This window comes from Frondihabitans australicus, assembly GCF_003634555.1.
In the GTDB taxonomy this organism is placed as follows: Bacteria; Actinomycetota; Actinomycetes; order Actinomycetales; family Microbacteriaceae; genus Frondihabitans; species Frondihabitans australicus.
The window spans coordinates 2125358-2151323 of sequence record NZ_RBKS01000001.1 but is presented as its reverse complement, the minus strand read 5'-3'; the positions used below and the strand labels follow the sequence as shown (position 1 = coordinate 2151323).

Here is a 25966-nt window from a genome sequence, read left to right as displayed (position 1 = left end):
ACAGAAGGGGCATCTTTCGATGCGACTCAGATCAAAGAGGCTGGCGATCGTCGCTGTCGCAGCCGCCGCGGCGCTGGCGCTCGCGGGTTGTACGTCGAGCGGTGGCGGTACGAGCTCGAGCTCGTCGGCTACGCCGGCTTTCAACGCGGCCACGAACGCCGTGTACAACCCCTCGACCAAGGTCGGCGGCACGCTGAAGCTGATCGCTGCGAGCGACTGCGACTCGTGGGACCCCGCGCGCACCTACTACGGCTTCTGCTGGAACATGCAGCGCCTCTTCAGCCGCACCCTCGTCGGCTACAAGAAGGTCAACGGCACGAAGTTCGAGCTCGCCCCTGACATGGCCACGTCGCTCGGCAAGTCGTCCGACGACTACAAGACCTGGACCTACACGCTCCAGTCGGGTCTGAAGTACTCGAACGGCAAGACCATCACGACGCAGGACATCAAGTACGCCACCGAGCGTCTGTTCGCGACCGACGTGATCAACGGCGGCCCGACGTTCTACTTCACCGGTCTGATCGCGGCTCCGTCCGGCTACGCCGGCCCGTACAAGTCCGGCGACCTGCCCGACTCGGCCATCTCGACCACGTCGAACACCATCACGTTCCACCTGAACAAGTCGTTCGCCGACTTCGACTACCTGATGGCGCTCCCGACCACGGCTCCGGTGCCCTACAAGACCGAGAACGGCGCCAGCTACACCGGCGCCACGTACGGCAAGGACCCCGTCTCGTCCGGCCCCTTCGTCTTCTCGGACTACACCCAGAACAAGTCGGTGACCTTCACCCGCAACAAGTACTGGAAGCAGTCGACCGACAAGATCCGCAAGCCGCTGGTCAACGAGGTCACTTACACGATCGACAGCGACCCGAACGACATCGACTCGAAGCTGAAGGCCGGCACGTACGACGCCAAGGCCGACACGCGAATTGGCACGACGCTTCAGGCGCAGGTCCTCTCGAACCCGAAGCTCAAGCAGTACGCCGACGACCCCGCGGGCGACTCGACCGACTACTTCGTGATCCCGTCCTCGGTGATCCCGAACCAGTACTGCCGCCAGGCGATCTTCTACGCGACCAACAAGGCCGCGATCCAGCAGGCCTACGGCGGAGCAGCGGCCGGCACCATCGCCGGTTCGTTCACCCCTCCGGGCGTCCCCGGGTACGACCCCTCGTACGACCCCTACCCGGTCGGCAAGGACAACACCGGTGACCTGACGAAGGCCAAGGAGGCTCTGCAGAAGTGCGGCCAGCCCAACGGCTTCTCGACCAAGTTCACCTACTCCACGCCGTCCGAGACCGGCCCGAAGATCTTCCAGGCCGAGCAGACCGCTCTCGCTCGCGTGGGCATCAAGATCACGGCCGCGACCGACGCCGCCTCCAGCTACTACGCGACGTTCGTCGGCTCGCCGGCCCACGTCAAGTCCGCTGGCCTCGGCATCATCAACGCCGGCTGGGGTGCTGACTTCCCGACCTACTACGGCTTCTACAACAACATCGCCAACGGTGCGTCCATCCTGCCGACCGGTAACAGCAACTACGGCAGCCTGAACGACCCGACCGTGAACCAGATCCTTGACGACACGGCTGCGCCGTCGACCCAGGCCACGGGCGAGAAGCTGAACAAGGCGCTCATGGCGACGGCTCAGAACCTGCCGCTGCTGTGGGGCAAGAACCTCTACTACCGCAACCCGCGACTCACGAACGTCACGTCGGACAACGCTCTCGCGTTCGGCATCTACGACTTCGTCAACGTCGGTGTCGGCGGCTGATCTGAGAGATCGAGCAAGTATCCTTCGGATCAACAGATAGAGAAGGGTTCTGCGGCGGGGGCCGCTCGGGTCATCGACCCGGGCGGCCACCGCTGTGACCACACACCATGATTCGCTTCATCCTCTTCCGTCTCGCGGGCGCCATCGTCGTCCTCTTCGTCGTCAGCCTCGTGACGTTCCTGATCTTCCAGATCGCGCCCACGTTGTCGCACACGAACCCCGTGTACTACTACATCGGCAAGGTGCCGTTCAAACCCGGCTCGCCCCAGCTCCTGGCGCTCGAGCACCGCTTCGGGTTCGACCTCCCGGTCCCCGAGCAGTACTGGCACTACATCTCCGGCATCATGTTCGGGCAGACCATCACCGATGGCGTCTCGACCCCGATCCACTGCCCGGCCCCCTGCTTCGGCTACTCGTTCAAGCAGAACGACCTGGTTGGGCAGATGCTGCTGCAGGCCGCCCCGGTCAGCGTCAGCCTCCTCATCGGCGCCGCGATCCTGTGGCTCGTCGGTGGTGTCGCCGTCGGCACGTTCTCGGCCCTCAAGCCGGGCTCGATCATCGACCGCGTCGGCATGACCGGCTCGCTCGCCGCTGTGTCGCTGCCCATCTTCTTCACCGGCCCGGTGCTGCTGCTCATCTTCGAGTACACGCTCGGCTGGCTGCCCGATGTGCAGTACGCGCCGTTCACGCAGAACCCGCTGCAGTGGTTCAAGAGCATGATCCTGCCCTGGATCGCGCTGGCGTTCCTCTTCGCGGCCCTGTACGCCCGACTCACGCGCTCGAACATGCTCGAGACGATGGGCGAGGACTACATCCGCACCGCGCGCGCCAAGGGCCTGTCGCGTCGAACCGTCGTCGTGAAGCACGGCCTGCGCGCCGCCCTCACGCCGATCGTGACGATCTTCGGCATCGACGTCGGCACGCTCGTCGGCACGACCGTCATCACCGAGACGGTGTTCAACCTCCGCGGCCTCGGCTACCTGTCGATCAACGCGATCTCGACGCTCGACCTGCCCGTGATCGAGGGCGTCACGATCGTCGCCGCGCTCGCGCTCGTCGTCGCGAACTTCCTGGTCGACATCCTGTACGCCGTCATCGACCCGCGCGTCACCATCTAGGGGCGGAAAGGCTCATGTCCACAACACTCCCCAGTCCAGAAGCCACCACGGCCGGCGCCGGCGACGCGTTCCTGCGCGTCGAGGACCTCCGTGTCCACTTCCCGACCGACGACGGCCTCGTCAAGAGCGTCGACGGACTCTCGTTCGACCTCAAGCGCGGCGAGATCCTCGGCATCGTCGGCGAGTCGGGCTCCGGCAAGTCCGTGACCAGCCAGGCGATCCTCGGCCTGCACAAGAACTCGAACGCACGCATCTCGGGCAAGATCTGGCTCGACGGCAAAGAGCTCATCGCCGCCTCCGAAGACGAGGTGCGCGAGCTCCGCGGCAACGAGATGGCGATGATCTTCCAGGACCCGCTGTCGGCGATGCACCCGTTCTACTCGGTGGGCTCGCAGATCTCCGAGGCCTATCTCGTGCACAACCGGGTCTCCAAGAGGGAGGCCCGCGCCGAGACGATCCGCATGCTCGAGAAGGTCGGCATCCCGAAGGCCGCCAGCCGCTACGACGACTACCCGCACCAGTTCTCGGGCGGCATGCGCCAGCGCGCCATGATCGCCATGGCGCTCATCTGCAAACCCAAGCTGCTGATCGCCGACGAGCCGACGACCGCGCTCGACGTGACCGTCCAGGCCCAGATCCTCGAGCTGATCAAAGAGCTGCACGACGAACTCGACTCGGCCGTCATCATCATCACGCACGACCTGGGCGTCGTCGCCGAGACCTGCGACAAGGTGCTCGTGATGTACGGCGGCCAGTGCGTCGAGAAGGCGAAGGTCGAAGACCTCTTCTACCGCCCCGAGATGCCCTACACGTGGGGTCTGCTGCGCTCGATGCCGCGCGTCGACCGCGACCGCGAGTCGCGCCTCACGCCGATCCCCGGCCAGCCGCCGTCGCTGATCAACGTGCCGACCGGCTGCGTGTTCAACGCGCGCTGCCCCTTCGCGGACCGCGTCGAGGGCCGTGCGTGCTTCACGCAGCACCCCGATCTCGAGGTAGCCGAGGGCACGCACGAGGTGCGCTGCCACATTCCGCACGAGCAGCGCCTCGAGATCTTCCGCACCGAGATCCAGCCGACGCTCTGATCTGCGACCGAAAGAGAACCAGCTGATTATGAGTTCAGTGACAGAGCCCCAGACGAAGCCGGCGGGCGATCCCCTCCTGTCCGTCCAGGGCATCCAGAAGCACTTCCCCGGCGGCGCGGCCGGCCTCCTCGGCCGACGCGGCAACCCGATCAAGGCCGTCGACGGGGTGAGCTTCACCGTGTCGAAGGGCGAGACGCTCGGCATCGTGGGCGAGTCCGGCTGCGGCAAGTCGACCACCGGCCGCGTCGTCGCCAAGCTCCTCGAGCCGACCGGCGGCACGATCGAGTTCGACGGGCGCCGGATCGAGAAGTTCAGCCCGCGGCAGATGCGTCCCATGCGCCGCGAGATCCAGATGATCTTCCAGGACCCCTTCTCGTCGCTCAACCCGCGGCACACGATCGGCACGATCGTCGGGGCGCCGTACCACATCCAGCGTGAGAAGACCGAGCGCGGCATCAAGGCCGAGGTGCAGGGTCTCATGGAGCGCGTCGGGCTCAACCCCGAGCACTACAACCGCTACCCGCACGAGTTCTCGGGCGGTCAGCGCCAGCGCATCGGCATCGCCCGCGCCCTCGCGCTCGACCCGAAGCTGATCGTCTGCGACGAGCCCGTCTCGGCGCTCGACGTCTCCGTCCAGGCCCAGGTCGTGAACCTCCTGGAAGACCTGCAGAACGAGTTCGGCGTCGCGTACATCTTCATCGCGCACGACCTCTCGGTCGTCCGTCACATCTCCGATCGCGTCGCCGTCATGTACCTCGGCAAGATCATGGAGATCACCGACCGCGACACGCTCTACGCCGACCCGCTGCACCCGTACACGCACGCGCTCATGTCGGCCGTGCCGGTGCCGGACCCCCGCGCCGAGGCCCGCCGCGAGCGGATCCTGCTCAAGGGCGACCTGCCCAGCCCGGCGAACCCGCCGACCGGCTGCGTCTTCCACACGCGCTGCCAGAAGTTCCGCGAAGAGCTGAACGACGACCAGCGCAAGCACTGCATGACGGTCGAGCCCGTCCTGGAGGAGAAGGCACCGGGCCACGAGGTCTACTGCCACTACCCGTCCTCGCGCGGCTCCAAGGAGTTCATCAAGACGGGCTCCGTCACCACCCGCCCCGGCGCCGCCCCCGCGTCGCCCGCCCTGCCCGGAGAGGAGAACCGCTGATGTCACTCACACCGGGTGAACTCCAGGTCGTCACCGAAGGCGAAGCGATCAGCATCGACGCCCAGGACCACGGCGAGAAGGCCATCGCCGGCCGCTCGCTCTGGGCCATCGCCTGGCGACGGCTTCGCAAAGACAAGGTGGCCATGACGGCGGGCATCGTCATCGTGGTGATCGTGCTCATCGCGATCTTCGCCGACCAGATCGGCGCGCTCTACGGCCAGAGCTACCTCACGCAGCACAACACGGGCACCACGAGCCTTCTCGACTCGCTCACGTCGATGCCGAAGGGGCCGCTCGGCGGCGTCTCCGCCCAGCACTGGCTCGGCGTGACGCCGGTCCTCGGTCAGGACATCCTGACGCTGCTGATGCAGGGCGCGCGCACCTCGCTCATCATCGGCGCGCTCGCGACCCTGCTGTCGCTCATCTTCGGCGTCACGCTCGGCCTCGTCGCCGGCTACTACCGCGGCTGGGCCGACATCGTGATCTCGCGCATCATGGACGTCCTGCTGTCCTTCCCGACGCTGCTGCTGTCGATCTCGCTCATCACGGTGATCGCGCTGATCTCGTCATCGTCGATCCTGCGTGCGTCGGTGATCATCTTCGTGCTGGGCTTCTTCGGCTGGCCGTACATCGGCCGCATCGTGCGAGGCCAGGTGCTGTCGCTTCGCGAGAAGGAGTTCGTCGACGCGGCCAAGAGCCTCGGTGCCACGAACTCGTGGATCATGTTCCGCGAGATCGCGCCGAACCTCATCGGCCCGATCCTCGTCTACACGACCCTGACGATCCCGAACAACATGCTCGGCGAGGCGGGGCTGTCGTTCCTCGGCGTCGGCGTGCAGCCGCCGACCCCCTCCTGGGGCCAGATGCTGTCGGACGCCGGCAACTACTACCAGATCGACCCGATGTACCTGTTCCTGCCGGGTCTGGCGATCTTCATCTCGGTCATGGCCTTCAACCTCTTCGGTGACGGCCTCCGCGACGCGCTCGACCCGCGCCGCACGAACTGAGAACGGCTTCCCACGTGGAAGGGCCCCGCGACGACAGTCGCGGGGCCCTTTCGCGTGCTCCTGCGACGGGTCGTGACATCGGGTCGCAGGAGCACGCACCCGCCGACGGCGCTACGCCCTGGGCGCACGGAACCGAACGTTCACCGGGAGCCGGGTAGACTCTTTCAGTCGGGGCCACGGCCGCCCCCTTCTCGACTTCTCCCCGCTCCCCATCTCCAAAGGACACCACTATGGCGACTGCCATCCGCAGCGACCTGCGCAACGTGGCGATCGTCGCCCACGTCGACCACGGCAAGACGACCCTCGTCGACGCCATGCTCAAGCAGACCAACTCCTTCGACGCTCACTTCGAGACCGACGACCGCATGATGGACTCGAACGAGCTCGAGCGCGAGAAGGGCATCACGATCCTCGCGAAGAACACCGCGGTGCTCTACAACGGCGAGCACGCGACCGAGGGCCCCATCACGATCAACGTGATCGACACCCCCGGCCACGCCGACTTCGGCGGCGAGGTCGAGCGCGGCCTCTCGATGGTCGACGGCGTCGTGCTGCTCGTCGACGCGTCGGAGGGCCCGCTGCCGCAGACCCGCTTCGTGCTGCGCAAGGCCCTCGCCGCCAAGCTCCCCGTGATCCTCCTGGTCAACAAGACCGACCGCCCCGACGCGCGCATCGACGAGGTCGTCGCCGAGTCGCAGGACCTCCTGCTCGGCCTCGCCTCCGACCTCTCCGACGAGGTGGAAGACCTCGACCTCGACGCCATCCTCGACGTCCCCGTCGTGTACGCCTCCGGCCGTGCCGGCGCCGCCTCGGTGAACAAGCCCGAGAACGGCTCGCTGCCCGACAACGACGACCTCGAGCCGCTGTTCGACGCGATCCTGCGTCACGTGCCCGCGCCGACCTACGACGACGAGCACCCGCTCCAGGCGCACGTCACCAACCTCGACGCGTCGCCGTTCCTCGGCCGCCTCGCCCTCCTGCGCGTCTTCCACGGCACGCTGAAGAAGGGCCAGACCGTGGCCTGGGTGAAGTCCGACGGCAGCGTCCAGAACGCCCGTATCACCGAGCTCCTGATCACCAAGGCCCTCGACCGCTACCCGGCCGAGAGCGCCGGCCCGGGCGACATCGTCGCCGTCGCGGGCTTCGAGAGCATCACCATCGGCGAGACGCTCTCCGACCCCGACGACGTCCGGCCGCTGCCGACCATCACGGTCGACGACCCGGCGATCTCGATGACGATCGGCACCAACACGTCGCCGCTCATCGGCAAGGTCAAGGGGCACAAGCTCACCGCGCGCATGGTGAAGGACCGCCTCGACCGCGAGCTCGTCGGCAACGTGTCGCTCAAGGTCGTCGACATCGGCCGCCCCGACGCGTGGGAGGTCCAGGGTCGAGGCGAGCTCGCCCTGGCGATCCTGGTCGAGCAGATGCGCCGCGAGGGCTTCGAGCTGACCGTCGGCAAGCCGCAGGTGGTCACGCGTCGCGTCGACGGCAAGCTGCAGGAGCCGTTCGAGCACATGACCATCGACTCGCCCGACGAGTTCCTCGGCGCGATCACGCAGCTCATGGCCGCTCGCAAGGGCCGCATGGAGAACATGGCGAACCACGGCTCCGGCTGGGTCCGCATGGAGTTCATCGTGCCGTCGCGCGGCCTCATCGGCTTCCGCACGCAGTTCCTCACCGAGACCCGCGGCACCGGCATCGCGAACGCGATCAGCCACGGCTACGGCCCCTGGGCGGGCGAGATCACGACGCGCACCAACGGCTCGATCGTGGCCGACCGCGCCGGTGTGGTTACGCCGTTCGCGATCATCAACCTCCAGGAGCGCATGACCTTCTTCGTGCAGCCCACCGAGGAGGTCTACGAGGGCATGGTCGTCGGCGAGAACTCGCGTGCCGACGACATGGACGTCAACATCACCAAGGAGAAGAAGCTGACCAACATGCGTCAGTCGACGGCCGACAACTTCGAGTCGATGACGCCCTCCAAGGTGCTCTCGCTCGAGGAGTCGCTCGAGTTCGCCGGCGACGACGAGTGCGTCGAGGTCACGCCCGAGGCCGTGCGCATCCGCAAGGTCGAGCTCTCCGCGCAGGACCGCGCTCGCGCGACCGCCCGCCTCAAGAAGGCGAACGCCTAGCAGCGCTTCCGCCCGCGGCGACGCCCGGCACGACGAACGCCCCGACTCTCACTGAGAGGCGGGGCGTTCGCGCGTGCGGTGTCAGGCGGCGTCGTGCCTGACTCTGCGCGCCACGGCGTGGTCGAGGGCGAGCGAGCCAGGGCCGGTGAGGGCCAGACCCGCGCAGGCGAGGGCCAGCACGAGCACATACTCGTAGCCGCCGGCGTCGACCGTGAAGCCGTTGGCCGCGTGCGTGGTGATGATCGCGACCACGGCCGTGCAGCCCAGGAGCCCGGCGAACACGCGCGTGGCGAGGCCCGCGACGACGGCGATGCCGCCCACCAGCTCGAGGACGCCGATGGCCGGGCCGAGGAGGGTGGCCAGCGGCAGCCCGATGGACGCGAAGAACGACTGCGTGCCGGCGATGTCGGCGAGCTTCTGCGCGCCGTGCACGGCGAAGATCACGCCCAGCCCGATGCGGAGGGCGACCAGGCCGAGGGAGATGGAGGTGGACTTCATGAGCGCCTTTCGCGATTCTGGGTGATCCATGGAGAATATCGGATATCACAATTACGAGAGGCTGAGGCCGCACAGGAGAGCCCTGGCGCGCTCGCCTATCCTGAGAAGTGATGTCCACGACGCCCGACTCCACCGCCTTCCCGCTCGACGTCGAACGGGTCCTGTTCGTGCACGCGCACCCCGACGACGAGACGATCGTGACCGGGGCGACCCTGGCCACGCTCGTCGACGCCGGCGCGGCGGTGACGCTGGTGACGTGCACGCGAGGCGAGCTGGGCGAGGTCATCCCCGACGACCTCGCCGCGCTGCGTGACGATCCGGCTGCCCTGGCCGTGCACCGCGAGGGCGAGATCGCCGGGGCCATGGCCGAGCTGGGGGTGCAGGATCACCGGTTCCTCGGCGAGGCGAACGCCCGAGCCGGCCACCTCGCCCCGCGGGCCTACCGCGACTCCGGCATGGTCTGGGGCAACGGGGGAGTGCCGGTGCCGGTGCCCGACCTCGATCCGACCTCGTTTTGCGCCGCCGAGTTCGGCGAGATCGTGGCCGACCTCGTGGCCGTCGTCGAAGACGTCCGCCCGGACGCGATCGTCAGCTACGACACCTTCGGCGGCTACGGTCACCCCGACCACGTCCGGGTCAATCGAGCGAGCCTGCGGGCCGCGCGTCTCACCGGCGTGCCCTACTTCGCGATCAGCGCCGGTGCATCCGGCGAGGACGCCCCCGAGAACCACCCGGCCGACGTCGTCGCCCGCGCCGACGTGTCGATCGACGGCGCGGCCGTCCTGCCGCGCAAGGTCGCGGCGCTCCGGCGCTACCGCTCACAGGTGACCGTCGTCGACACCGGCTCCGGCCCCGCCCTCGAGTTCCCGCACGGCGCCGTCGAGCCCGTGACGGTCGTGGAGACCTTCCGTCACGTGCCCGAGCCCCAGCAGCCCGCGTCGCCGCTGTCGTCCACCGACCTGTCGGACTACGGGCTTCCCGGCAAGATCGCGATGTACGTGCTCGCGGTCGTCGTCGGCGGGCTGTTCGGCGCGATCGGAACGGTGGCGCATCAGAACGTCGCGGGCTCGTTCCCCTACGGCGTGATCCTGGCTCTCCTCGTCGTGACGGTGCTCGTGATCGGCTTCCGCCTGGTGTTCGAGACCCGGCTCGTCGGGATCGCCGTCGCGATCGGGCTCACCGTCGTCAACTTCCTGCTCTCGTCGACGAGCGGGGGCGGGTCGGTGCTCGTGCCGGGCAACGCCATCGGCTACGCCTGGATCGGCGGCGCCATCCTCCTGCCCGCGATCGTGCTGATCTGGCCGAAGCTGCCGCCGCGCCCCCAGCGGGGAGGCACCGGCGGTGGCGATAGGATGAACACATCGCCGCGACCCGTCAGCGGGTCGCCCGACGCGAATGGAAAGAACCGCCTGTGACGTACGTGATCGCCCTGCCCTGTGTCGATGTCAAAGACCGCGCCTGCATCGACGAGTGCCCGGTCGACTGCATCTACGAGGGTGAACGCTCGCTGTACATCCACCCTGACGAGTGCGTCGACTGCGGTGCCTGCGAGCCGGTCTGCCCCGTCGAGGCGATCTACTACGAAGACGACCTGCCCGACCAGTGGGCCGACTACTACAAGGCCAACGTCGAGTTCTTCGACGAGATCGGGTCGCCCGGCGGCGCGGCCAAAGTCGGTGTGATCGCGAAGGACCACCCGATCATCGCGGCCCTGCCTCCGCAGTCCGCCGAGCACTGAGGCGCACGGGATCCTCGTGGCCCTCGATCTGCCTGACTTCCCCTGGGACAGCCTCGTGCCCGCCACCGAGCTGGCGCGGTCGGCTGTGTTTCCCGACGACATGGCCGGCGGTATCGTCGACCTCTCCGTCGGGTCGCCCGTCGACCCGACCCCCGAGATCATCCGCGAGTCGCTCCGCGAGGCGACCGACGCGCACTCGTACCCGCAGGTGGCCGGCACACCGGCACTGCGTGCGGCGATCATCGACTGGTACGCCCGTCGCCGCGGCGTGACCGGGCTCGGCGACCGTAACGTCCTCCCCACCATCGGGTCGAAAGAGCTGATCGCCGGCATGGCGCTCTGGCTCGGCATCGGCCCGGGCGACACCGTCGTCTACCCGCGCAACGCCTACCCGACGTACGCGCTCGGCGCAGCCCTCGTCGGAGCCGACGCCCTGGCCAGCGACGACCCCGACGAATGGCCCGAGACGACGAGGCTCGTGTGGCTGAACTCTCCGGGCAACCCCGACGGCGGCGTGCTCTCGACCCAGGCGTTGCGCCGAGCGGTGGAGCGGGGGCGCGAACTCGGCGCGGTGATCGCTGGCGACGAGTGCTACGCCGAGCTGGGGTGGACTCCTGAGTACGACACCGACGCGACCCCGTGCATCCTGAGCCCTGAGGTGATCGGCGACAGCCGCCACAACGTGGTCTCGGTCTACTCGCTCTCGAAGCAGTCGAACCTCGCCGGCTACCGGGCGGGGTTCGTGGCAGGCTGCGCCGACGTGATCCAGCAGCTGCTCGCGGTGCGCAAGCACGCCGGCCTCATGCCGCCGGCGCCGGTGCAGCGCGCGATGGTGACGGCGCTGGGCGACGACGCCCACGTGCGCGCCCAGAAAGAGCTGTACCGAGGCCGCCGCGACCGGCTCTCGGCCGCCCTGGTCGACGCCGGTTTCCGGATCGATCGCAGTGAGGCCGGGCTCTACCTCTGGGCCACGCGCGACGAAGACGCCTGGGTCACCCTGGAGTGGCTGGCGCGCCTCGGGATCCTCGTGGCTCCCGGCACGTTCTACGGCGACGCGGGCGCGCGACACGTGCGCATCGCCCTCACCTCGACCGACGAGCGAATCGACGCCGCCGTGCACCGGCTCCGCGCCTCGCTCGACGACTGAGCCGCCGCGGCCCGGTCGCCCGCTCTCACCAGGGCGATCTCTCTACGACCGAACGACCTGGTCGGCCACGAGTGTCGGGCACCGGGCCGGGCGATTAGGCTGGGGGAGTGACTGACGCCAACGACGCCCAGAAGGCCACGCTGACTTTCCCCGGCGGCACTGCCGAGTTCCCGATCCTCCCTGCCACCCAGGGGGCGTCGAGTGTGGACATCTCCACGTTCATGCGGCAGACGGGCCTCTCGACGCTCGACAACGGCTTCGTCAACACCGCCGCCACCAAGAGCGCGATCACCTACATCGACGGCGACCAGGGGATCCTCCGCTACCGCGGCTACCCGATCGAGCAGGTGGCCGAGCAGTCGACCTTCCTCGAGACCGCCTGGCTCCTCATCTACGGCGAGCTGCCGACGCCCGACGAGTTGGCGTCCTTCGACACCAGGATCCGGCGCCACACCCTGCTCCACGAAGACCTTCGCCGCTTCTTCGACGCCCTCCCGGCCACAGCCCACCCCATGTCGGTGCTGTCGAGCGCCGTGGGCGCCCTCTCCACGTTCTACGAGGACACCATGGACGTCCACGACCCCGAGCAGGTCGAGCTGCAGACGATCCGTCTGCTGGCCAAGCTCCCGGTCATCGCCGCGTACGCCCACAAGAAGAGCCTCGGTCAGGCCTTCCTGTACCCCGACAACTCGCTCAGCTTCGTCGACAACTTCCTGAAGCTCAACTTCGGCACGATGGCCGAGCCGTACGTCGTCAACCCGGTCGTGTCGAAGGCGCTCGAGCGCCTGCTGATCCTGCACGAGGACCACGAGCAGAACGCGTCGACGTCGACGGTCCGCCTGGTCGGCTCGACCGAGGCGAACATGTACTCGTCGATCTCCGCCGGCATCTCGGCCCTCTACGGCCCGCTGCACGGCGGCGCCAACGAGGCCGTGCTGAAGATGCTCGCCGAGATCCGCGACTCCGGCCAGGGGGTCGCCCGCTTCGTCGAGCGGGTCAAGAACAAGGAAGACGGCGTGAAGCTTATGGGCTTCGGGCACCGCGTCTACAAGAACTACGACCCGCGCGCCCGCCTGGTGAAGGAGAGCGCCGACGAGGTCCTGGCCGCGCTCGGCGTGAAGGACGAGCTCCTCGACATCGCGATGGAGCTCGAGCAGGTCGCTCTGTCGGACGACTACTTCATCTCGCGCCGGCTGTACCCGAACGTCGACTTCTACACCGGCATCCTCTACAAGGCGATGGGCTTCCCGCCGCGCATGTTCACGGTGCTGTTCGCGATCGGCCGGCTTCCCGGCTGGATCGCCCACTGGCGTGAGATGAACGCCGACGCGACGACGAAGATCGGGCGCCCGCAGCAGCTGTACATCGGCTCGGCTGCGCGCGACTGGCCCGCCGGCCGCTAGGCCCGCGCCGCCTGCCGACCGCCAGCGTCGCGCCCCGCCGGCCGCGACGCGCACGCCGCGGTCAGGCGTGAAGCGCCTCGTTGAGCGCGACGCCGATGCCCTTGCGGGTCACGGCCTCGACCGCGCCGGTCACCGAGTTGCGGCGGAACAGCAGCCCCGACCGACCGGAGAGCTCGACGGCCTTCACGGTCTGCGGGCGACCATTCGAGTCGGAGGGCGCGCCGACCACGACGACCTTCGTTCCTGCGGTCACGTAGAGGCCGGCCTCGACCACGGTGTCGTCGCCGATCGAGATGCCGACGCCGGCGTTCGCGCCGAGGAGCGCGCGCTGGCCGATGGAGACGCGCTGGGTTCCGCCGCCCGACAGCGTGCCCATGATCGACGCGCCGCCGCCGACGTCGGACCCGTCTCCCACGACGACGCCCTGCGAGATGCGCCCCTCGACCATCGACGAGCCGAGCGTGCCCGCGTTGTAGTTGACGAAGCCCTCGTGCATGACGGTGGTTCCCGGAGCCAGGTGGGCGCCGAGCCGCACGCGGGCCGCGTCGGCGATGCGCACGCGCTCGGGCGAGACGTAGTCGAGCAGCCGGGGGAACTTGTCGATCCCGGTCGTGTGGATCCCCGCGCGCTGCAGGCTCATCCGCAGCCGCGTGAAGGCGTCAGGATCGACGGGCCCCGCGTTCGTCCACGTCACGATCGGCAGCACGCCGAAGAGGCCGTCGAGGTTGATCGTGTTCGGCTTCACGAGGAGGTGGCTGAGCAGGTGCAGGCGGAGATACGCATCGGAGACGGACGTCGGCGGCTCCTGCAGCGAGCTCTCGACGGTCACCGGCACGAGGGTGACGTCGCGGCGCTCGTCGGCGCCGGCGAGGCTCTCGATCTCGGCCGGGACCAGCTCGCGGTCGCGGTCGGCGGGGAAGGCGCCGAGCCGCGGCTCGGGGAACCAGGTGTCGAGGGTGCGGCCGTCGGCGGTGACCGTGGCGAGGCCGTAGCCCCAGGCGGACGAGGGGGCGGTGTCGCTGCTCATGGCAGAAGCGTATCGGGCCCGGCCGGAGTGCTTCTCCGGATGACCCGGGGCGCGGCCGGTTAGGCTCGTCGTCATGGCTCTCGACCTCTCCGTCTCGTCCATCGACCTCACGCGGCAGCTGTGCGACCTCCCGTCGGAGTCGGGCGACGAGAAGCGGGTCGCCGACGACATCTGGGCGGTCCTCGAGAAAGCCCCGCACCTCGAGCTGTTCCGCGACGGCGATGCGATCGTCGCGAAGACGAATCTCGGCCGCGACCGCCGAGTGGTCATCGCCGGCCACATCGACACCGTGCCGATCAACGACAACGTGCCGACCCGTTACGAGACGCTCGACGGAGTCGACTACCTCTGGGGTCGCGGCACGGTCGACATGAAGGCCGGCTGCGCGGTCGCGCTCCTGCTCGCCGTCGAGCTCGCCGAGCCGACCGTCGACCTCACCTGGGTCTGGTACGACCACGAGGAGGTGAGCGACGCGCTGAACGGGCTCGGCCGTCTCACGAGGCTGTATCCCGAGCTCCTGCGGGCCGACTTCGCGATCCTCATGGAACCGTCGAACGCCAGCGTCGAAGGCGGCTGCAACGGCAACCTCCGCGCCGAGATCCGCACGCACGGGCTCCGCTCGCACAGCGCCCGCTCGTGGATCGGCGACAACGCCATCCACAAGGCCGCGCCAGTCCTCGACATCCTCGCCGCGTACGAGCCCCGGCAGGTCGAGGTCGACGGCCTCGTCTACCGTGAGGGCCTCAACGCGGTCGGCATCTCGGGCGGCATCGCCGGCAACGTGATCCCCGACGAGTGCATGGTCCACGTCAACTACCGCTTCGCCCCGTCGCGGTCGGCCGAAGAGGCCGTCGCGCACATCCGCGAGCTCTTCGGCGCATTCGAGGTCGAGATCGTCGACCTCGCCCAGGGCGCCCGGCCCGGCCTGGACGCACCGCTCGCGCAGGAGTTCCTCGCCGCCGTCGGCGGGACGCCCGCCCCGAAGTACGGCTGGACCGACGTCGCGCGCTTCGCCGGCCTCGGGATTCCCGCCGTCAACTACGGCCCCGGCGATCCGATGAAGGCGCACGCCGACGACGAGCGCGTCGCCGTCGACCAGATCACCGCCTGCGAGCAGGGCCTCCGCGCCTGGCTGACCGCCTAGCAGGGCGACGCATGGCCGACTCCCTCGCCACGCGCGCCTCGCACGCGGCGGCGACGACCGACGAGGGCGCCGCGGGTCTCGCCCGACGGGCCTACCGTGCTGCTCCGTGGTGGGCACGTGTGCTGGCCGTGTTCGTCCTCTCGAGGGTCGTGAGCACGATCCTGCTGCTGTCGTTCGCCGACACCCAGGCCGCCAACCCCTGGACCGCCGCGAAGCCCGGCTACGCGACCTACGCCCAGATCTGGGACGGCCAGTGGTACTACATCGTCGCCGTCAGCGGCTACCCGGCGACGCTGCCCCTCGACACGCTCGGCCACGTGGGCCAGAACGCCTGGGCCTTCCTGCCGGTGTACCCGTTCCTGGTGCGCGCCTTCATGGTCGTCACGGGGCTGGCGTTCTCGCCGGTCGCCATCGCCGTGTCGGTGCTCTCGGCCGCAGGAGCAGCGCTCCTCGTCTACCGCCTCATGCTCCGGGCGCTCCCCGCGTCGTCCGCCCTCTTCGCGGTGACGCTCTTCTGCGTCGCGCCGCTGTCGCCGCTGATGCAGGTCGACTACGCGGAGTCGCTCTTCCTGTTCCTGCTCGCGGCTGCCCTCCTGCTGCTCCTGCAGCGGCGGTACTGGTGGATGCTCGCCGTGCTCGCCGTGGCGTCGTTCACGCGGCCGGGGGTGGTGGCGTTCGGGCTCGCACTCGCGGTGCACTTCGTGGTGTGGTACGTCAGGCGCGGGCGGGAGGGGTTCCCGGTGCGCGAACGGGTGACGGTCGCCGTCGTGACCGTCGGATCCTGCGCCCTGGGCTTCGCCTGGCCGATCGTCGCGGGGCTCGTGACGGGGCGCCTCGACGCCTACACGGCCACGGAGCTGTCGTGGCGGGCGGACTACATCGGCTACCAGAAGCTGGTGCCGTTCACCGCGTGGATCCAGGGCGCGAACTGGTGGCTCAAGGGCGGGGCGGGGCTGCTCGTGCTCGGCGTGGTGGTGCTGCTGTTCGTGCTCTTCCTCACATCGGCGTGGGCGCGGCGGCTGCCGCTCGACCTGCGCGTGTGGCCGGCGTCGTACGCGGTGTACCTGCTGGCGGTGTTCTTCCCGCAGTCGAGCACGTTCCGCGTGCTCATGCCGATGTTCCCTCTGCTCGGAGCGCTGGCGGTGCCGCGGTCGTGGGTGTGGCGCGTCGGGCTGGTCGTCGTGTCGATCGCCGGGCAGTGGGGCTGGCTCTACATCTGCTGGTGGGTGAACGGCTACGACTGGACGCCGCCGTGATCGACGGCTCGGCGAGGCGGGATCCGCGACGTTTTGGGGGTATCCGCCGAAAACACGGATAATGGAGGGGAGCATTCCGCGAAAGGGGAGAACAGATGGCAGCCATGAAGCCGAGAACCGGCGACGGACCAATGGAGGCCGTGAAGGAGGGTCGCCTCATCATCGTGCGGGTTCCGCTCGAAGGTGGTGGCCGCCTGGTGGTCTCGGTCAACGACGACGAGGCCCGCGAGCTGCACGACGCCCTGGCGGGCGTCGTCCAGGCCGCTTCCTAGCGCCCAGGTTTCTCACACCCGACGAAAGCCCCGGCGTCGCGCATCAGCGTGACGGCGGGGCTTTCTCGTGCGCGCAGCGCTGTACGTGCCGGCTCAGCGCTTGACGAGCTGCAGCAGGCCGTCCCCGGCCGTCGCGAGCGACGAGATCACGGCGGGCGACGACGAGACCTCGGTGAGGAGGGTGCGGAGGTCGCTGACGACCCGGTCGCGGGCCGCGGGGTTCGCGACGCGACCGTCGGCGAGCGCGTGCGCGACGAGCACGATGCCGCCGGTGCGGGCGAGCCGGAGAGCGTGCTCGACGTACTCGATGACCCCTTCGGGGTCGGCGTCGACGAGGACCACGTCGTACGCGGCCTCGTTCATGCGCGGCAGCACCTCGGACGCCCGGCCGGTGATCATGCGCACGCGGGCCGCCGGGACGCCCGCGAGGGCGAAGGCCTCACGAGCCGACTGCTGGTGGTCGACCTCGGTGTCGATCGAGGTGAGGGTGGCATCGGGGGCGCCGTGCAGGAGCCAGAGCCCCGAGACACCGAGCCCGGTGCCGATCTCGATGATGCTGCGGGCCTTCAGGAGCGAGGTCGCGACGGCCAGCTGAGCGCCGACCCCGGGCGACACCGTGTCGACGCCGGCCTCGACGGAGTGCTGGCGTGCGAGGGTGATCGCGTCGCTCTCGGTGACCAGCTCTTCGGCGAACTTCCAGCTTGACTCTCTGTGTGGCACTCTCACTCCTCGTCGGTCAACTCTATGGGGGAGTTTGGCTCCGGAGCAGTTAGTCTCTTCTCGTGTTGCAATCCCTCGACAAACTCTTCGTGATCGGTCTGATCGCGATCTTGCTGTTGGGTCCGACACGCCTTCCGACCTACGCCGCCAAGCTGGCGGGCCTCGTCCGCACCGTGCGGGGCATGGCCGACCAGGCTCGCGAGCGCATGCGCGACGAGATGGGCGACGAGTTCGCCGACATGGACTGGCAGAAGCTCGATCCGCGCCAGTACGACCCCCGGCGCATCATCCGCGACGCTCTGCTCGAAGAGCCGACGACCGCGATCTCGACGCCTGCGTCGGCCGCCTCGGGCGAGCTGGAGTCCGGTGCGGGCTCGGTCGGCTTCGAGCCCGAGTACGTTCCGGTGCCCTCGCGCACCGTCATCCCACTCGCCGTGGGCGAGGCGCCGCCCTACGACAACGAGGCCACCTAGCCCGTCGACTCCCGAGCCGCGCGACCGCCGTCAGGAGACGCTGAGGCCGAGGCGACGGCCGGCGAGCGAGTCGGTGCGCACGGCGAGCCGGGAGGCGAGGGCCGTGAGGGCGATGGCAGCCGCGTCGGACGGGTCGGCGACGACGATCGGGGATCCTGCGTCCCCACCGGCACGGAGGGCGACGCTCAGCGGGATCGACGCCAGCACCTCGACCGGCGACTCCTGACCGATCGAGAGACGGCGGGCGGTCTCGGCCCCACCGCCCGAGCCGAACAGCTCGAGCACGGTGCCGTCGGGCTGCGGCAGCCCGGCCATGTTCTCGATCACGCCGACGACTCGCTGGCCGGTCCGGCGCGCGACCACGCCCGACCGCTCGGCGACGTCGGCGGCGGCCGGCTGCGGGGTCGTGACGACCAGAACCTCGGCGTGGGGGAGCAGCTGCCCGATCGACAGGGCCACGTCGCCCGTGCCGGGCGGGAGGTCGAGCAGCAGCACGTCGAGGTCGCCGAAGTACACGTCGGTGAGGAACTGCTCGATCGTGCGATGGAGCATCGGCCCGCGCCACATGACCGCGGTCGAGGTGTCGTCGACGAACATGCCGACCGAGATCACCTTCACGCCGTACGCGACGGGCGGCAGGATCATCTCGTCGACCCGCGTCGGCTTCACCGTCGCGCCGGACTCGTCCACGAGCCCGAGCAGCCCGGGGATCGAGAAGCCGAACACGTCGGCGTCGATGATGCCGACGGCCAGCCCGCGCTCGGCGAGGGCGACGGCCAGGTTCGCGGTCACCGACGACTTGCCGACCCCGCCCTTGCCGCTCGTGACCGCGAAGATGCGCGTGAGCGAGTCGCGTCCGAACTGGGGGCCGCGGGCGGCACGGCCGGCCTGGAGCTTGGTCGTGAGGGCTTTCCGCTGCTCCTGCGTCATCACCGACACGTCGACCTCGACGCTCGTCACGCCGTCGACCCGGGCCGTGGCCTCGCGGACGTCGCGCTCGATCGTGTCGGCGGCCGGGCAGCCGACGATCGTCAGCCTCACGCCCACGCGCGCCGAGCCGTCGGCCGACACCTCGACCGAGCCGACCATGTCGAGCTCGGTGATCGGCCTGCGGATCTCGGGGTCGACGACCCCGCCCAGAGCGGCACGCACGCGGCCCTCGAGGCTCTGAGGCGTCGCAGGATCAGGGGACAGCCCCTCAGTCACGCGCCGCGCCCCCGGCGACCTGTTCGTCCCCCTCGCGCTGCGACAGCTCTTCCAGGAGCGTCCGCAGCTCGTCGCGGATGAAGTCCTTCGACGCCATGTCCTTGATCGCCAGGCGCAGGGCGACGACCTCGCGCGCGAGGTACTCCGTGTCGGCGAGATTGCGCTCGCCGCGCTGTCGGTCCTGCTCGACCTGCACGCGGTCGCGGTCGTCCTGACGGTTCTGCGCGAGCAGGATCAGGGGCGCGGCGTAGGAGGCCTGCAGCGACAGCACGAGCGTGAGCACCGTGTAGCCGTTCGCCTGCGAGTCGAACCGGATGCCGACGGGCGCGATCGTGTTGTAGACGATCCAGACGGCGCAGAAGACCGTCAGCGCGACGAGGAAGTACGGCGTGCCCATGCCTCGGGCGATCGCCTCGGTCGCACGGCCGAAGCGATCGCGACTCGGTCGGCCCCGCCCCGGGAGGACGCGGACGCGGAGGCCCTTGGGGGAGTCGAGTCGGACGTCGCTGCGGCTATCGCGTGCCATTCGACGACCTCCTTCCGGTGCTGGTCACGGGTGCTCTTCTGAGGCGGGGCCGGGTGCGGCCCAAGGGTTGCTCAGGGTCCTGGCTGCGCCAGTCGTCGGGCAGCACGTGGTCGAGGACGTCGTCGATTGTCACCACCCCGACGAGACGGTGGCTGTCGTCGACAACCGGGACGGACACGAGGTTGTAGCGGGCCATGACGCGCGTCACCTCGAGGGCGGACGCGGCCACGTTCACGGGCTCGAGCTGCTGGTCGAGGAGCGTGCCGAGACGCTCGTTCGGCGGGTAGCGGAGCATCCGCTGGAAGTGCACCATGCCGAGGAACCGGCCCGTGGGCGGCTCGTACGGCGGGAGGACCACGCACACCGCGGCGCCCAGCGCCGGGGCGATCTCGTGGCGGCGGATCATGGCGAGGCCCTCGGCGACCGTGGCGTCGCCGGAGACGATCACCGGCTCGGTGGTCATGAGGCCGCCCGCGGTGTCGGAGTCGTAGCTCAGGAGCATGCGGACGTCGTCGGCCTCTTCGGGCTCCATGAGGTCGAGGAGGGCCTCGGAGCGTTCCGTGCTCAGCTGCGAGATGAGGTCGGCGGCGTCGTCGGGCTGCATCTGGTCGAGGACGTCGGCGGCGCGGTCGTCGTCGAGGCGGTTGAGGATCGCGACCTGCTCGTCCTCCGGCATCTCCTCCAGCACGTCGGCGAGGCGGTCGTCGGAGAGCTCTTCGGCGACCTCGTAGCGGCGCTCCTCGCCGAGGTCGAGAAGCGTGTTCGCAAGGTCGGCGGGCAGGAGGTCGGAGTACGCGGCGATGACGTGCTCGGCGCTCTGCGCCTCGCCGGGGGCGTTCTCTTCGCGGACGTCGTTCCAGGCCGCGAAGACGGTCGCGCCCTTGCCGAACGGCGACGGCGTCGCCTTGGGCTTGCGGAGGAAGACCTGACCGATCTCCCATTCGCCCTCGGCGACCTCGTCGATCGCCACGTCTTCGATGGTCGCGGACGAGTCGTCGGCGCGCAGCCGGACCTTGCGCCCCAGCAGCTCGGCGATCACGCGGACCTCGCCGCCGCGCTGCTCGAAGCGGCGCATGGTGACGCTGCCCGTGGTGATGATCTGGCCGGAGCCGATGCTGGTCACGCGGCCGATCGACACGAAGACCCGACGCCGGCCGGGCACCTCGACGATGAAGCCGACCACCCGCGGCGCCTCGGAGCGGCGATAGACGACGAGGACGTCGCGGACCTTGCCCACGCGGTCGCCTGCGGGGTCGAAAACGGAGCACCCGGCCAGTCGGGCGACGAAGACTCTCGTGGCGCTCACGAGACCAATCTAGCCCGCCTGGCGGGCGATCCACGCCTCGACGTCGCCCGCGGTGCGGGGGATCGCGATGGAGAGGTTCTCGGCGCCGTCGGCGGTCACGAGGATGTCGTCCTCGATGCGCACGCCGATGCCGCGGAACTCCTCCGGCACGGTGAGGTCGTCGGGCTGGAAGTACAGGCCGGGCTCGATCGTGAAGACCATTCCCTCCTCCACGACGCCGTCGAGGTACAGGTCGCGGCGGGCGGCCGCGCAGTCGTGCACGTCGATGCCGAGGTGGTGGCTCGTGCCGTGCACCATGTAGCGGCGGTGGTACTGCGCCTCGGGCTTCAGCGACTCCTCCGCCGAGACCGGTAGGAAGCCCCACTCGGCCGTCTTCTCGGCGATCACGGCCATCGCCGTGGCGTGCACCTCGCGGAACCGGATGCCCGGCTTCACGATCGAGAAGGCGGCGTCGGCGGCCTCGAGCACGGCCTCGTAGACGAGGCGCTGCACGTCGCTGAAGCGGCCCGACACCGGGAGGGTGCGGGTGATGTCGGCGGTGTAGAGGCTCTCGAGCTCGATGCCGGCGTCGATGAGGATCAGGTCGCCAGGCTTCACGGCACCGTCGTTGCGGGTCCAGTGCAGGATGCAGGCGTGGTCACCGGAAGCCGCGATCGTGTCGTACCCGACGGTGTTGCCGTCGGCGCGCGCACGACGGTTGAACGTGCCCTCGACGAGCCGCTCGCCGCGGGTGTGGGCGACGATGTCGCCGAAGTCGGCGATGACGTCGTCGAAGCCGCGCTTGGTGGCGGCGACCGCGGCGCGCATCTCGGCGATCTCGTAGGGGTCCTTGACCAGGCGCAGCTCGCTCACGTCGCGGGTGAGGACGTCGAGGGCGGCTGCGCGGTCGGCGGCGGTGTCGACGGTCTCGAGGTCGGGGGCGGTCTCGACCAGCGCGTCGACGCGGCGGGTGAGGTCGGCGTCGGCGCCGCGGACGAGCAGGGTGTCGGCGTCGGACGCCGCGACGACGGCCTCGAAGTCGGCCAGGTCGCGCGTGGCGAGACCGAGGACGGCCCCGACCTCGGCGAGCGACGGGCGCGGCCCGATCCAGAACTCGCCGATCTCCGGGTTCGCGTAGAACTCGTCGGAGTCGCGGCCCGCGCTGGCGCGGAAGTACAGGGTGGCGTCGTGGCCGTCGGCCGTGGGCTCCAGGACGAGGACGGAGCCGGGCACCGTGTCGGCGCCCCAGCCGGTCAGGTGCGAGAAGGCGGCGTGCGCGCGGTACGGGTAGTCGGTGTCGTTCGAGCGGACCTTCGCCTGACCGGCGGGCAGCACGAGGCGCTTGCCCGGGTGGAGGGCGGAGAGCTTCGCGCGGCGGGCGGCGGCGAACGGGGCCTGCTCGGCCGGACTCACCTCGGCCTCAGGGCGATCGGCCCACGACGACGAGATGTACTCCTTGAACGTGTCGGAGACCGGGGTCGTCGAACGGTTGGAGGTAGCGCGAGGAGCCTTCTGTTCAGCCATGGGACCAGTATGGCGCGTCGCGCTAGGGGTTCGCCTGGATGTCCTTCGGGCTGAGCTGCGCGACCACGGGGCGGTGGTCGCTGCCGGCGTGGTCTTCGGTCGTGATGACGTGGAAGCCGTCGATCTTCCAGTCGGAGGTCGCCATCACGTGGTCGATCGGCGCGCTGGCGAGCGGGGGGACGCTCGTCGGCCAGGTGCCCACCGCGGCGTTCGACGTGGCGAGGGCCGCGTCGCGGCAGCTGCCGAGCGTCGCGCTCCCCGTGCCGAGCCCCTTGAGGTGGTCGAGGGTGGAATTGAAGTCGCCCGCCATGATCATGTTCGTGCCGCTGCAGAGCTTCGACAGGTACGCCAGGTCGTGGCGCCACTGCGGCATGTACCACTTGACCGGTGCGACCGAGTGCACGGCGACGATGGTGGGCCCGGTGCCGGATGCGGGCTTCGCGATGAGGGTCGGCAGGATCTCGGTGGTGGTCTTGTCGACCGAGACGTCGTAGGCGCCGAGGCTCTTCGCGATGAGGAGGGAGGTCGACTTCGACTTGTCGGTCTGGCTGTAGGCCAGCGTGTACTCGCTCGTGTCGATGCCGCCCGCCTTCATCAGGGCGGCGACCTGGTCGGCGACGGGGTCAGTGGTCTCGGGCAGGCTCACGACGTCGGCGTGCTCGGCGAGGGCGAGCTTCGCGATCGCCTCGGCCCCCGGGGCGCCGCCGCGGGTGTTCCACGAGAGCACGGTCACGTCGCCCGTCTCTCTCGCGCTCGTCTTCGCGTCGCCCGTGCCGCGCTCCACCAGCACACCGGCGGAGACGAGGGCGAACACGATCAGCAGGGTGGTCAGGCCGCCGAAGAATCCGCGCACGGGCCGCACCGCGAGGGCGACGACGAGGAACACGACGGCCGCGACCACGGCGATCGCGACGGCTGCGCCGCGGAACGCGATGAACTGGGCGACGTAGTAGTGCCTCTGCCAGCCGATCAGCTGCGGGAAGGCGGCCACCAGCAGCACTGCCGCGACGGCGACCAGGAGGATGAAGGTGACGATTCGACGGACCACGGTGGACTGAGCATAGCGGCACCTACGATGGAGGGATGAAGGCCGGCCCGATCGATCTGCACACTCATTCGAGCGTCTCCGACGGGACCGAGACCCCGGCCGAACTCATCGCCGCGGCCGCCGAGGCGGGCCTCGCCGCCGCCGCCCTCACCGACCACGACTCGACGGCCGGCTGGGAGTCCGCGACGGCCGCGGTGCAGGGCACCGGCATGACCCTGATCCCCGGCATGGAGCTGTCGACCCGCGTCGGCTACAACAGCGTCCACATGCTGGCGTACCTCTTCGACCCCACGTCGCCCGGTCTCGTGCGCGAGACCGAGCGGCTCCGCGACGACCGTCTCCACCGCGCCGAGCGGATGGTGAAGCGGATCTCGGCCGACTACGACCTCGACTGGGCCGACGTCCTCGCTCAGGCGTCGCCGGGCGCGACGCTCGGCCGGCCGCACATCGCCGACGCGCTCGTCGCCAAGGGCTACGCGCGCGATCGCAGTGCCGCGTTCGCGGGGATCCTGCACTGGCGCAGCGGCTACTACGAGCCGCACGAGGCGCCCGACCCCCTGCTCGGCGTCCGGCTGATCCGCGAGGCCGGGGGAGTCCCCGTGCTCGCCCACCCGGCGACCCGAGGGCGCGAGACGAACCTCTCCATGTCGCACCTGCTCGAGCTCGTCGAGGCAGGGCTCGGCGGCGTCGAGGTCGGGCACCGCGAGAACACCGAGGCCGGGCGCGCCACCCTGCTGGCCTTCGCGAAGCAGCACGACCTCATCGTCACGGGGTCGAGCGACTACCACGGCGAGGGCAAGCCCAACCGTCTGGCCGAGAACTCCACGGCGCCCGATCAGCTCGAGCGGATCATCGATCAGGGCGCAGGATCAGCGCCCGTCGAAGGCTGAGAGCCCGACCGCTCGGCAGAGCCTGCGGGCGGGCCCTCGCCCGTGCGGCTACTGCTGCGGGGCCTGGGGAGCGCCGTCGCCCGAGGGGCGCCGACGCCGGTTGCGGCTGCGGCGGCGGGGCGCACCCGACTCGCCCGCGGTGCCGGCCGCGTCTGCTCCTGCGCCCTGGACCGGCGCAGCCGTCTTCTCGCCCTGCGTCGGACGCGAGGCGGACGCGCCGCCCCGGGTGCGGCTGCGGCTCCGTGAGGAGTTCGACGGGCGCGAGCCGGCGCCTGACTCGGAGCGGGGAGCTGCCTCTCGCGACGTCGGCTTGAGGCGGCCGCGCGTGCCCTCGGGGATGCCGAGGTCGGTGTAGAGGTGCGGGCTGGACGAGTAGGTCTCGACCGGCTCGGGGATGCCCATCTCGAGGGCGCGGTTGATGAGGGCCCACTTGTGCAGGTCGTCCCAGTCGACGAACGTGACCGCGATGCCCGTCTTTCCGGCGCGGCCGGTGCGGCCGGCGCGGTGCAGGTAGGTGTCGTGGTCGTCGGGCACGGTGTGGTTGATCACGTGCGTGACGTCGTTGACGTCGATGCCGCGGGCGGCGACGTCGGTGGCGATCAGGATGTCCTTCTTGCCGGCCTTGAACGCTGCCATGGCGCGCTCGCGCTGTTCCTGGTTCAGGTCGCCGTGGACGGCGGCCGCCGAGAACCCGCGGTCGTTCAGCTCTTCGACGAGCTTCGCGGCGGCGCGCTTCGTGCGGGTGAAGATCACGGTCTTGCCGCGGCCCTCGGCCTGGAGGATGCGGGCGATGACCTCGTCTTTGTCGAGCGAGTGGGCCCGGTAGACGACGTGGTTGATGTTCGCCTGCGTGAGGCCCTCGTCGGGGTCGTTCGCGCGGATGTGGATCGGCTTCGTCATGAAGCGACGGGCGAGCGCCACGATCGGCCCGGGCATCGTCGCCGAGAAGAGCATGGTGTGCCTGGTCGCCGGGATCTGGGCGAAGATCTTCTCGATGTCGGGGAGGAAGCCGAGGTCGAGCATCTTGTCGGCCTCGTCGAGGACGACCTCGGAGACGTTCTTGAGGTCGAGGAGGCGCTGGCCCGAGAGGTCGAGGAGGCGACCGGGGGTGCCGACGACGATCTGGGCGCCGGCCTTCAGCTGCTCGACCTGCCCCTCGTACGCCTTGCCGCCGTAGATCGACACGACCTTGGTGTCGGGGCGGTTCGCGAGGGCCGTCTCGAGGTCTTCGGAGACCTGCACGCACAGCTCGCGCGTGGGGACGACGACGAGCACCTTCACGCCGTCGGCCGGGTGGAGGCCGATGCGCTGGATGATCGGGAGGCCGAAGCCGAAGGTCTTGCCGGTGCCGGTCTTGGCCTGGCCGATGATGTCCTGGCCGGAGAGTGCCAGAGGAATGGTCTGGGTCTGGATGGGGAAGGGCTCGATGATGCCCTTCGCTGCGAGGGCGTCGACGATGTCCTGGTCGATCGCGAGATCACTGAATGTCACGTAAAGAGCCCTGTCTCATATGTAGGGGTAAGCCCATAGT

At 69.6% G+C, this 25966-nt stretch carries 24 protein-coding genes; 15 read left to right on the top strand and 9 right to left on the bottom strand.

Annotated features, from left to right (window positions below):
• Positions 1 to 19: 19 nt before the first annotated feature.
• From C8E83_RS10040 to typA, 6 genes are all read left to right on the top strand, one after another.
• Positions 20 to 1774, top strand: a complete 1755-nt coding sequence (locus tag C8E83_RS10040; RefSeq protein WP_121369766.1) for an ABC transporter substrate-binding protein — start codon at positions 20 to 22, stop codon at positions 1772 to 1774.
• A 107-nt stretch (positions 1775 to 1881) separates the two neighbouring features.
• Entirely contained in the window at positions 1882 to 2892 is a 1011-nt protein-coding gene (locus C8E83_RS10035) for an ABC transporter permease (protein ID WP_121369765.1), read from the top strand.
• A 14-nt stretch (positions 2893 to 2906) separates the two neighbouring features.
• Complete coding sequence (locus C8E83_RS10030; RefSeq protein WP_121369764.1) at positions 2907 to 3974, top strand: ABC transporter ATP-binding protein; 1068 nt, start codon at positions 2907 to 2909, stop codon at positions 3972 to 3974.
• 28 nt (positions 3975 to 4002) lie between these two features.
• Complete coding sequence (locus C8E83_RS10025) at positions 4003 to 5133, top strand: ABC transporter ATP-binding protein (protein WP_121369763.1); 1131 nt, start codon at positions 4003 to 4005, stop codon at positions 5131 to 5133.
• Complete coding sequence (locus C8E83_RS10020) at positions 5133 to 6140, top strand: ABC transporter permease (protein ID WP_121369762.1); 1008 nt, start codon at positions 5133 to 5135, stop codon at positions 6138 to 6140. The genes C8E83_RS10025 and C8E83_RS10020 overlap by 1 nt, the downstream gene beginning before the upstream one ends.
• A 230-nt stretch (positions 6141 to 6370) precedes the next feature.
• Entirely contained in the window at positions 6371 to 8278 is a 1908-nt protein-coding gene (typA, locus tag C8E83_RS10015) for a translational GTPase TypA (RefSeq protein WP_121369761.1), read from the top strand.
• A gap of 81 nt (positions 8279 to 8359) precedes the next feature.
• On the opposite strand, the gene C8E83_RS10010 is transcribed toward typA, so the two are convergent.
• Positions 8360 to 8776 carry a DoxX family protein gene (locus C8E83_RS10010; RefSeq protein ID WP_121369760.1) on the bottom strand — a complete coding sequence of 139 codons (417 nt, stop codon included), beginning with the start codon at positions 8774 to 8776 and terminating at the stop codon, positions 8360 to 8362.
• Positions 8777 to 8886: 110 nt separating this feature from the next.
• Here C8E83_RS10010 and C8E83_RS10005 point away from each other — a divergent pair, with 110 nt between their 5' ends.
• From C8E83_RS10005 to C8E83_RS09990, 4 genes are all read left to right on the top strand, one after another.
• A complete protein-coding gene (locus C8E83_RS10005; RefSeq protein WP_121369759.1) occupies positions 8887 to 10191 on the top strand; it encodes a PIG-L family deacetylase in 1305 nt (434 codons plus the stop codon).
• Positions 10188 to 10514 (top strand): ferredoxin, encoded by a 327-nt coding sequence (gene fdxA / locus C8E83_RS10000; RefSeq protein ID WP_121369758.1) that lies wholly within the window; start codon positions 10188 to 10190, stop codon positions 10512 to 10514. The genes C8E83_RS10005 and fdxA overlap by 4 nt, the downstream gene beginning before the upstream one ends.
• Before the next feature lie 16 nt (positions 10515 to 10530).
• Complete coding sequence (dapC, locus tag C8E83_RS09995) at positions 10531 to 11661, top strand: succinyldiaminopimelate transaminase (RefSeq protein WP_121369757.1); 1131 nt, start codon at positions 10531 to 10533, stop codon at positions 11659 to 11661.
• A 107-nt stretch (positions 11662 to 11768) separates the two neighbouring features.
• The gene (locus C8E83_RS09990; protein ID WP_121369756.1) at positions 11769 to 13064 is read left to right on the top strand and encodes a citrate synthase; all 1296 of its coding nucleotides are present in this window, start codon (positions 11769 to 11771) and stop codon (positions 13062 to 13064) included.
• Between the two features lie 61 nt (positions 13065 to 13125).
• Here the strand turns inward: C8E83_RS09990 and dapD are convergent, their stop codons facing one another.
• Positions 13126 to 14091: a 2,3,4,5-tetrahydropyridine-2,6-dicarboxylate N-succinyltransferase gene (gene dapD, locus C8E83_RS09985; protein ID WP_121369755.1), complete on the bottom strand. Its 966-nt coding sequence runs from the start codon at positions 14089 to 14091 to the stop codon at positions 13126 to 13128.
• A 73-nt stretch (positions 14092 to 14164) separates the two neighbouring features.
• On the opposite strand from dapD, the gene dapE reads away from it, so the two are divergent.
• The 3 genes from dapE to C8E83_RS09970 all read left to right on the top strand — a co-directional run bounded on the left by dapE (position 14165) and on the right by C8E83_RS09970 (position 16763).
• Entirely contained in the window at positions 14165 to 15235 is a 1071-nt protein-coding gene (gene dapE / locus C8E83_RS09980; protein WP_121369754.1) for a succinyl-diaminopimelate desuccinylase, read from the top strand.
• Positions 15236 to 15246: 11 nt separating this feature from the next.
• Positions 15247 to 16491, top strand: coding sequence for a hypothetical protein (locus C8E83_RS09975; RefSeq protein WP_245981576.1), 1245 nt, complete (start codon positions 15247 to 15249; stop codon positions 16489 to 16491).
• Between the two features lie 95 nt (positions 16492 to 16586).
• The gene (locus C8E83_RS09970; RefSeq protein WP_121369753.1) at positions 16587 to 16763 is read left to right on the top strand and encodes a DUF3117 domain-containing protein; all 177 of its coding nucleotides are present in this window, start codon (positions 16587 to 16589) and stop codon (positions 16761 to 16763) included.
• A 93-nt stretch (positions 16764 to 16856) separates the two neighbouring features.
• Here C8E83_RS09970 and C8E83_RS09965 read toward each other — a convergent pair whose 3' ends face one another.
• Positions 16857 to 17483 carry an O-methyltransferase gene (locus C8E83_RS09965; RefSeq protein ID WP_121369752.1) on the bottom strand — a complete coding sequence of 209 codons (627 nt, stop codon included), beginning with the start codon at positions 17481 to 17483 and terminating at the stop codon, positions 16857 to 16859.
• A gap of 62 nt (positions 17484 to 17545) precedes the next feature.
• Here C8E83_RS09965 and C8E83_RS09960 point away from each other — a divergent pair, with 62 nt between their 5' ends.
• Complete coding sequence (locus tag C8E83_RS09960; RefSeq protein ID WP_121369751.1) at positions 17546 to 17956, top strand: twin-arginine translocase TatA/TatE family subunit; 411 nt, start codon at positions 17546 to 17548, stop codon at positions 17954 to 17956.
• A 30-nt stretch (positions 17957 to 17986) separates the two neighbouring features.
• On the opposite strand, the gene C8E83_RS09955 is transcribed toward C8E83_RS09960, so the two are convergent.
• Genes C8E83_RS09955 through C8E83_RS09935 form a run of 5 tightly spaced genes read right to left on the bottom strand, consistent with a single transcriptional unit; the run spans position 17987 to position 23545 of the window.
• Entirely contained in the window at positions 17987 to 19162 is a 1176-nt protein-coding gene (locus C8E83_RS09955; RefSeq protein ID WP_245981574.1) for an Mrp/NBP35 family ATP-binding protein, read from the bottom strand.
• On the bottom strand, positions 19155 to 19688 hold the full coding sequence (locus C8E83_RS09950; protein ID WP_121369749.1) for a DUF1003 domain-containing protein: 534 nt from the start codon (positions 19686 to 19688) through the stop codon (positions 19155 to 19157). Before C8E83_RS09950 ends, C8E83_RS09955 begins: the two co-directional genes overlap by 8 nt.
• Positions 19675 to 20994: a magnesium transporter MgtE N-terminal domain-containing protein gene (locus tag C8E83_RS09945; protein WP_121369748.1), complete on the bottom strand. Its 1320-nt coding sequence runs from the start codon at positions 20992 to 20994 to the stop codon at positions 19675 to 19677. Before C8E83_RS09945 ends, C8E83_RS09950 begins: the two co-directional genes overlap by 14 nt.
• A gap of 9 nt (positions 20995 to 21003) precedes the next feature.
• Positions 21004 to 22497: an aminopeptidase P family protein gene (locus tag C8E83_RS09940; protein WP_121369747.1), complete on the bottom strand. Its 1494-nt coding sequence runs from the start codon at positions 22495 to 22497 to the stop codon at positions 21004 to 21006.
• Between the two features lie 22 nt (positions 22498 to 22519).
• Positions 22520 to 23545, bottom strand: a complete 1026-nt coding sequence (locus C8E83_RS09935) for an endonuclease/exonuclease/phosphatase family protein (protein WP_121369746.1) — start codon at positions 23543 to 23545, stop codon at positions 22520 to 22522.
• Positions 23546 to 23580: 35 nt separating this feature from the next.
• Here C8E83_RS09935 and C8E83_RS09930 point away from each other — a divergent pair, with 35 nt between their 5' ends.
• A complete protein-coding gene (locus C8E83_RS09930) occupies positions 23581 to 24435 on the top strand; it encodes a PHP domain-containing protein (RefSeq protein ID WP_121369745.1) in 855 nt (284 codons plus the stop codon).
• A gap of 48 nt (positions 24436 to 24483) precedes the next feature.
• Here C8E83_RS09930 and C8E83_RS09925 read toward each other — a convergent pair whose 3' ends face one another.
• Positions 24484 to 25926: a DEAD/DEAH box helicase gene (locus C8E83_RS09925; RefSeq protein WP_121369744.1), complete on the bottom strand. Its 1443-nt coding sequence runs from the start codon at positions 25924 to 25926 to the stop codon at positions 24484 to 24486.
• Positions 25927 to 25966 lie beyond the last annotated feature (40 nt).

Excerpts from the sequence above, each read along its gene's own strand:
- dapE (WP_121369754.1), top strand. The coding sequence starts at position 14,165 with ATGGCTCTCGACCTCTCCGTCTCGTCCATCGACCTCACGCGGCAGCTG.
- C8E83_RS10040 (WP_121369766.1), top strand. The coding sequence starts at position 20 with ATGCGACTCAGATCAAAGAGGCTGGCGATCGTCGCTGTCGCAGCCGCC.
- C8E83_RS10010 (WP_121369760.1), bottom strand. The coding sequence starts at position 8,776 with ATGAAGTCCACCTCCATCTCCCTCGGCCTGGTCGCCCTCCGCATCGGG.
- C8E83_RS10025 (WP_121369763.1), top strand. The coding sequence starts at position 4,003 with ATGAGTTCAGTGACAGAGCCCCAGACGAAGCCGGCGGGCGATCCCCTC.
- C8E83_RS09940 (WP_121369747.1), bottom strand. The coding sequence starts at position 22,497 with ATGGCTGAACAGAAGGCTCCTCGCGCTACCTCCAACCGTTCGACGACC.
- C8E83_RS09950 (WP_121369749.1), bottom strand. The coding sequence starts at position 19,688 with ATGGCACGCGATAGCCGCAGCGACGTCCGACTCGACTCCCCCAAGGGC.
- C8E83_RS09975 (WP_245981576.1), top strand. The coding sequence starts at position 15,247 with ATGGCCGACTCCCTCGCCACGCGCGCCTCGCACGCGGCGGCGACGACC.
- C8E83_RS10030 (WP_121369764.1), top strand. The coding sequence starts at position 2,907 with ATGTCCACAACACTCCCCAGTCCAGAAGCCACCACGGCCGGCGCCGGC.
- dapD (WP_121369755.1), bottom strand. The coding sequence starts at position 14,091 with ATGAGCAGCGACACCGCCCCCTCGTCCGCCTGGGGCTACGGCCTCGCC.
- C8E83_RS10035 (WP_121369765.1), top strand. The coding sequence starts at position 1,882 with ATGATTCGCTTCATCCTCTTCCGTCTCGCGGGCGCCATCGTCGTCCTC.
- C8E83_RS09930 (WP_121369745.1), top strand. The coding sequence starts at position 23,581 with ATGAAGGCCGGCCCGATCGATCTGCACACTCATTCGAGCGTCTCCGAC.
- typA (WP_121369761.1), top strand. The coding sequence starts at position 6,371 with ATGGCGACTGCCATCCGCAGCGACCTGCGCAACGTGGCGATCGTCGCC.
- C8E83_RS10005 (WP_121369759.1), top strand. The coding sequence starts at position 8,887 with ATGTCCACGACGCCCGACTCCACCGCCTTCCCGCTCGACGTCGAACGG.
- C8E83_RS10020 (WP_121369762.1), top strand. The coding sequence starts at position 5,133 with ATGTCACTCACACCGGGTGAACTCCAGGTCGTCACCGAAGGCGAAGCG.
- C8E83_RS09970 (WP_121369753.1), top strand. The coding sequence starts at position 16,587 with ATGGCAGCCATGAAGCCGAGAACCGGCGACGGACCAATGGAGGCCGTG.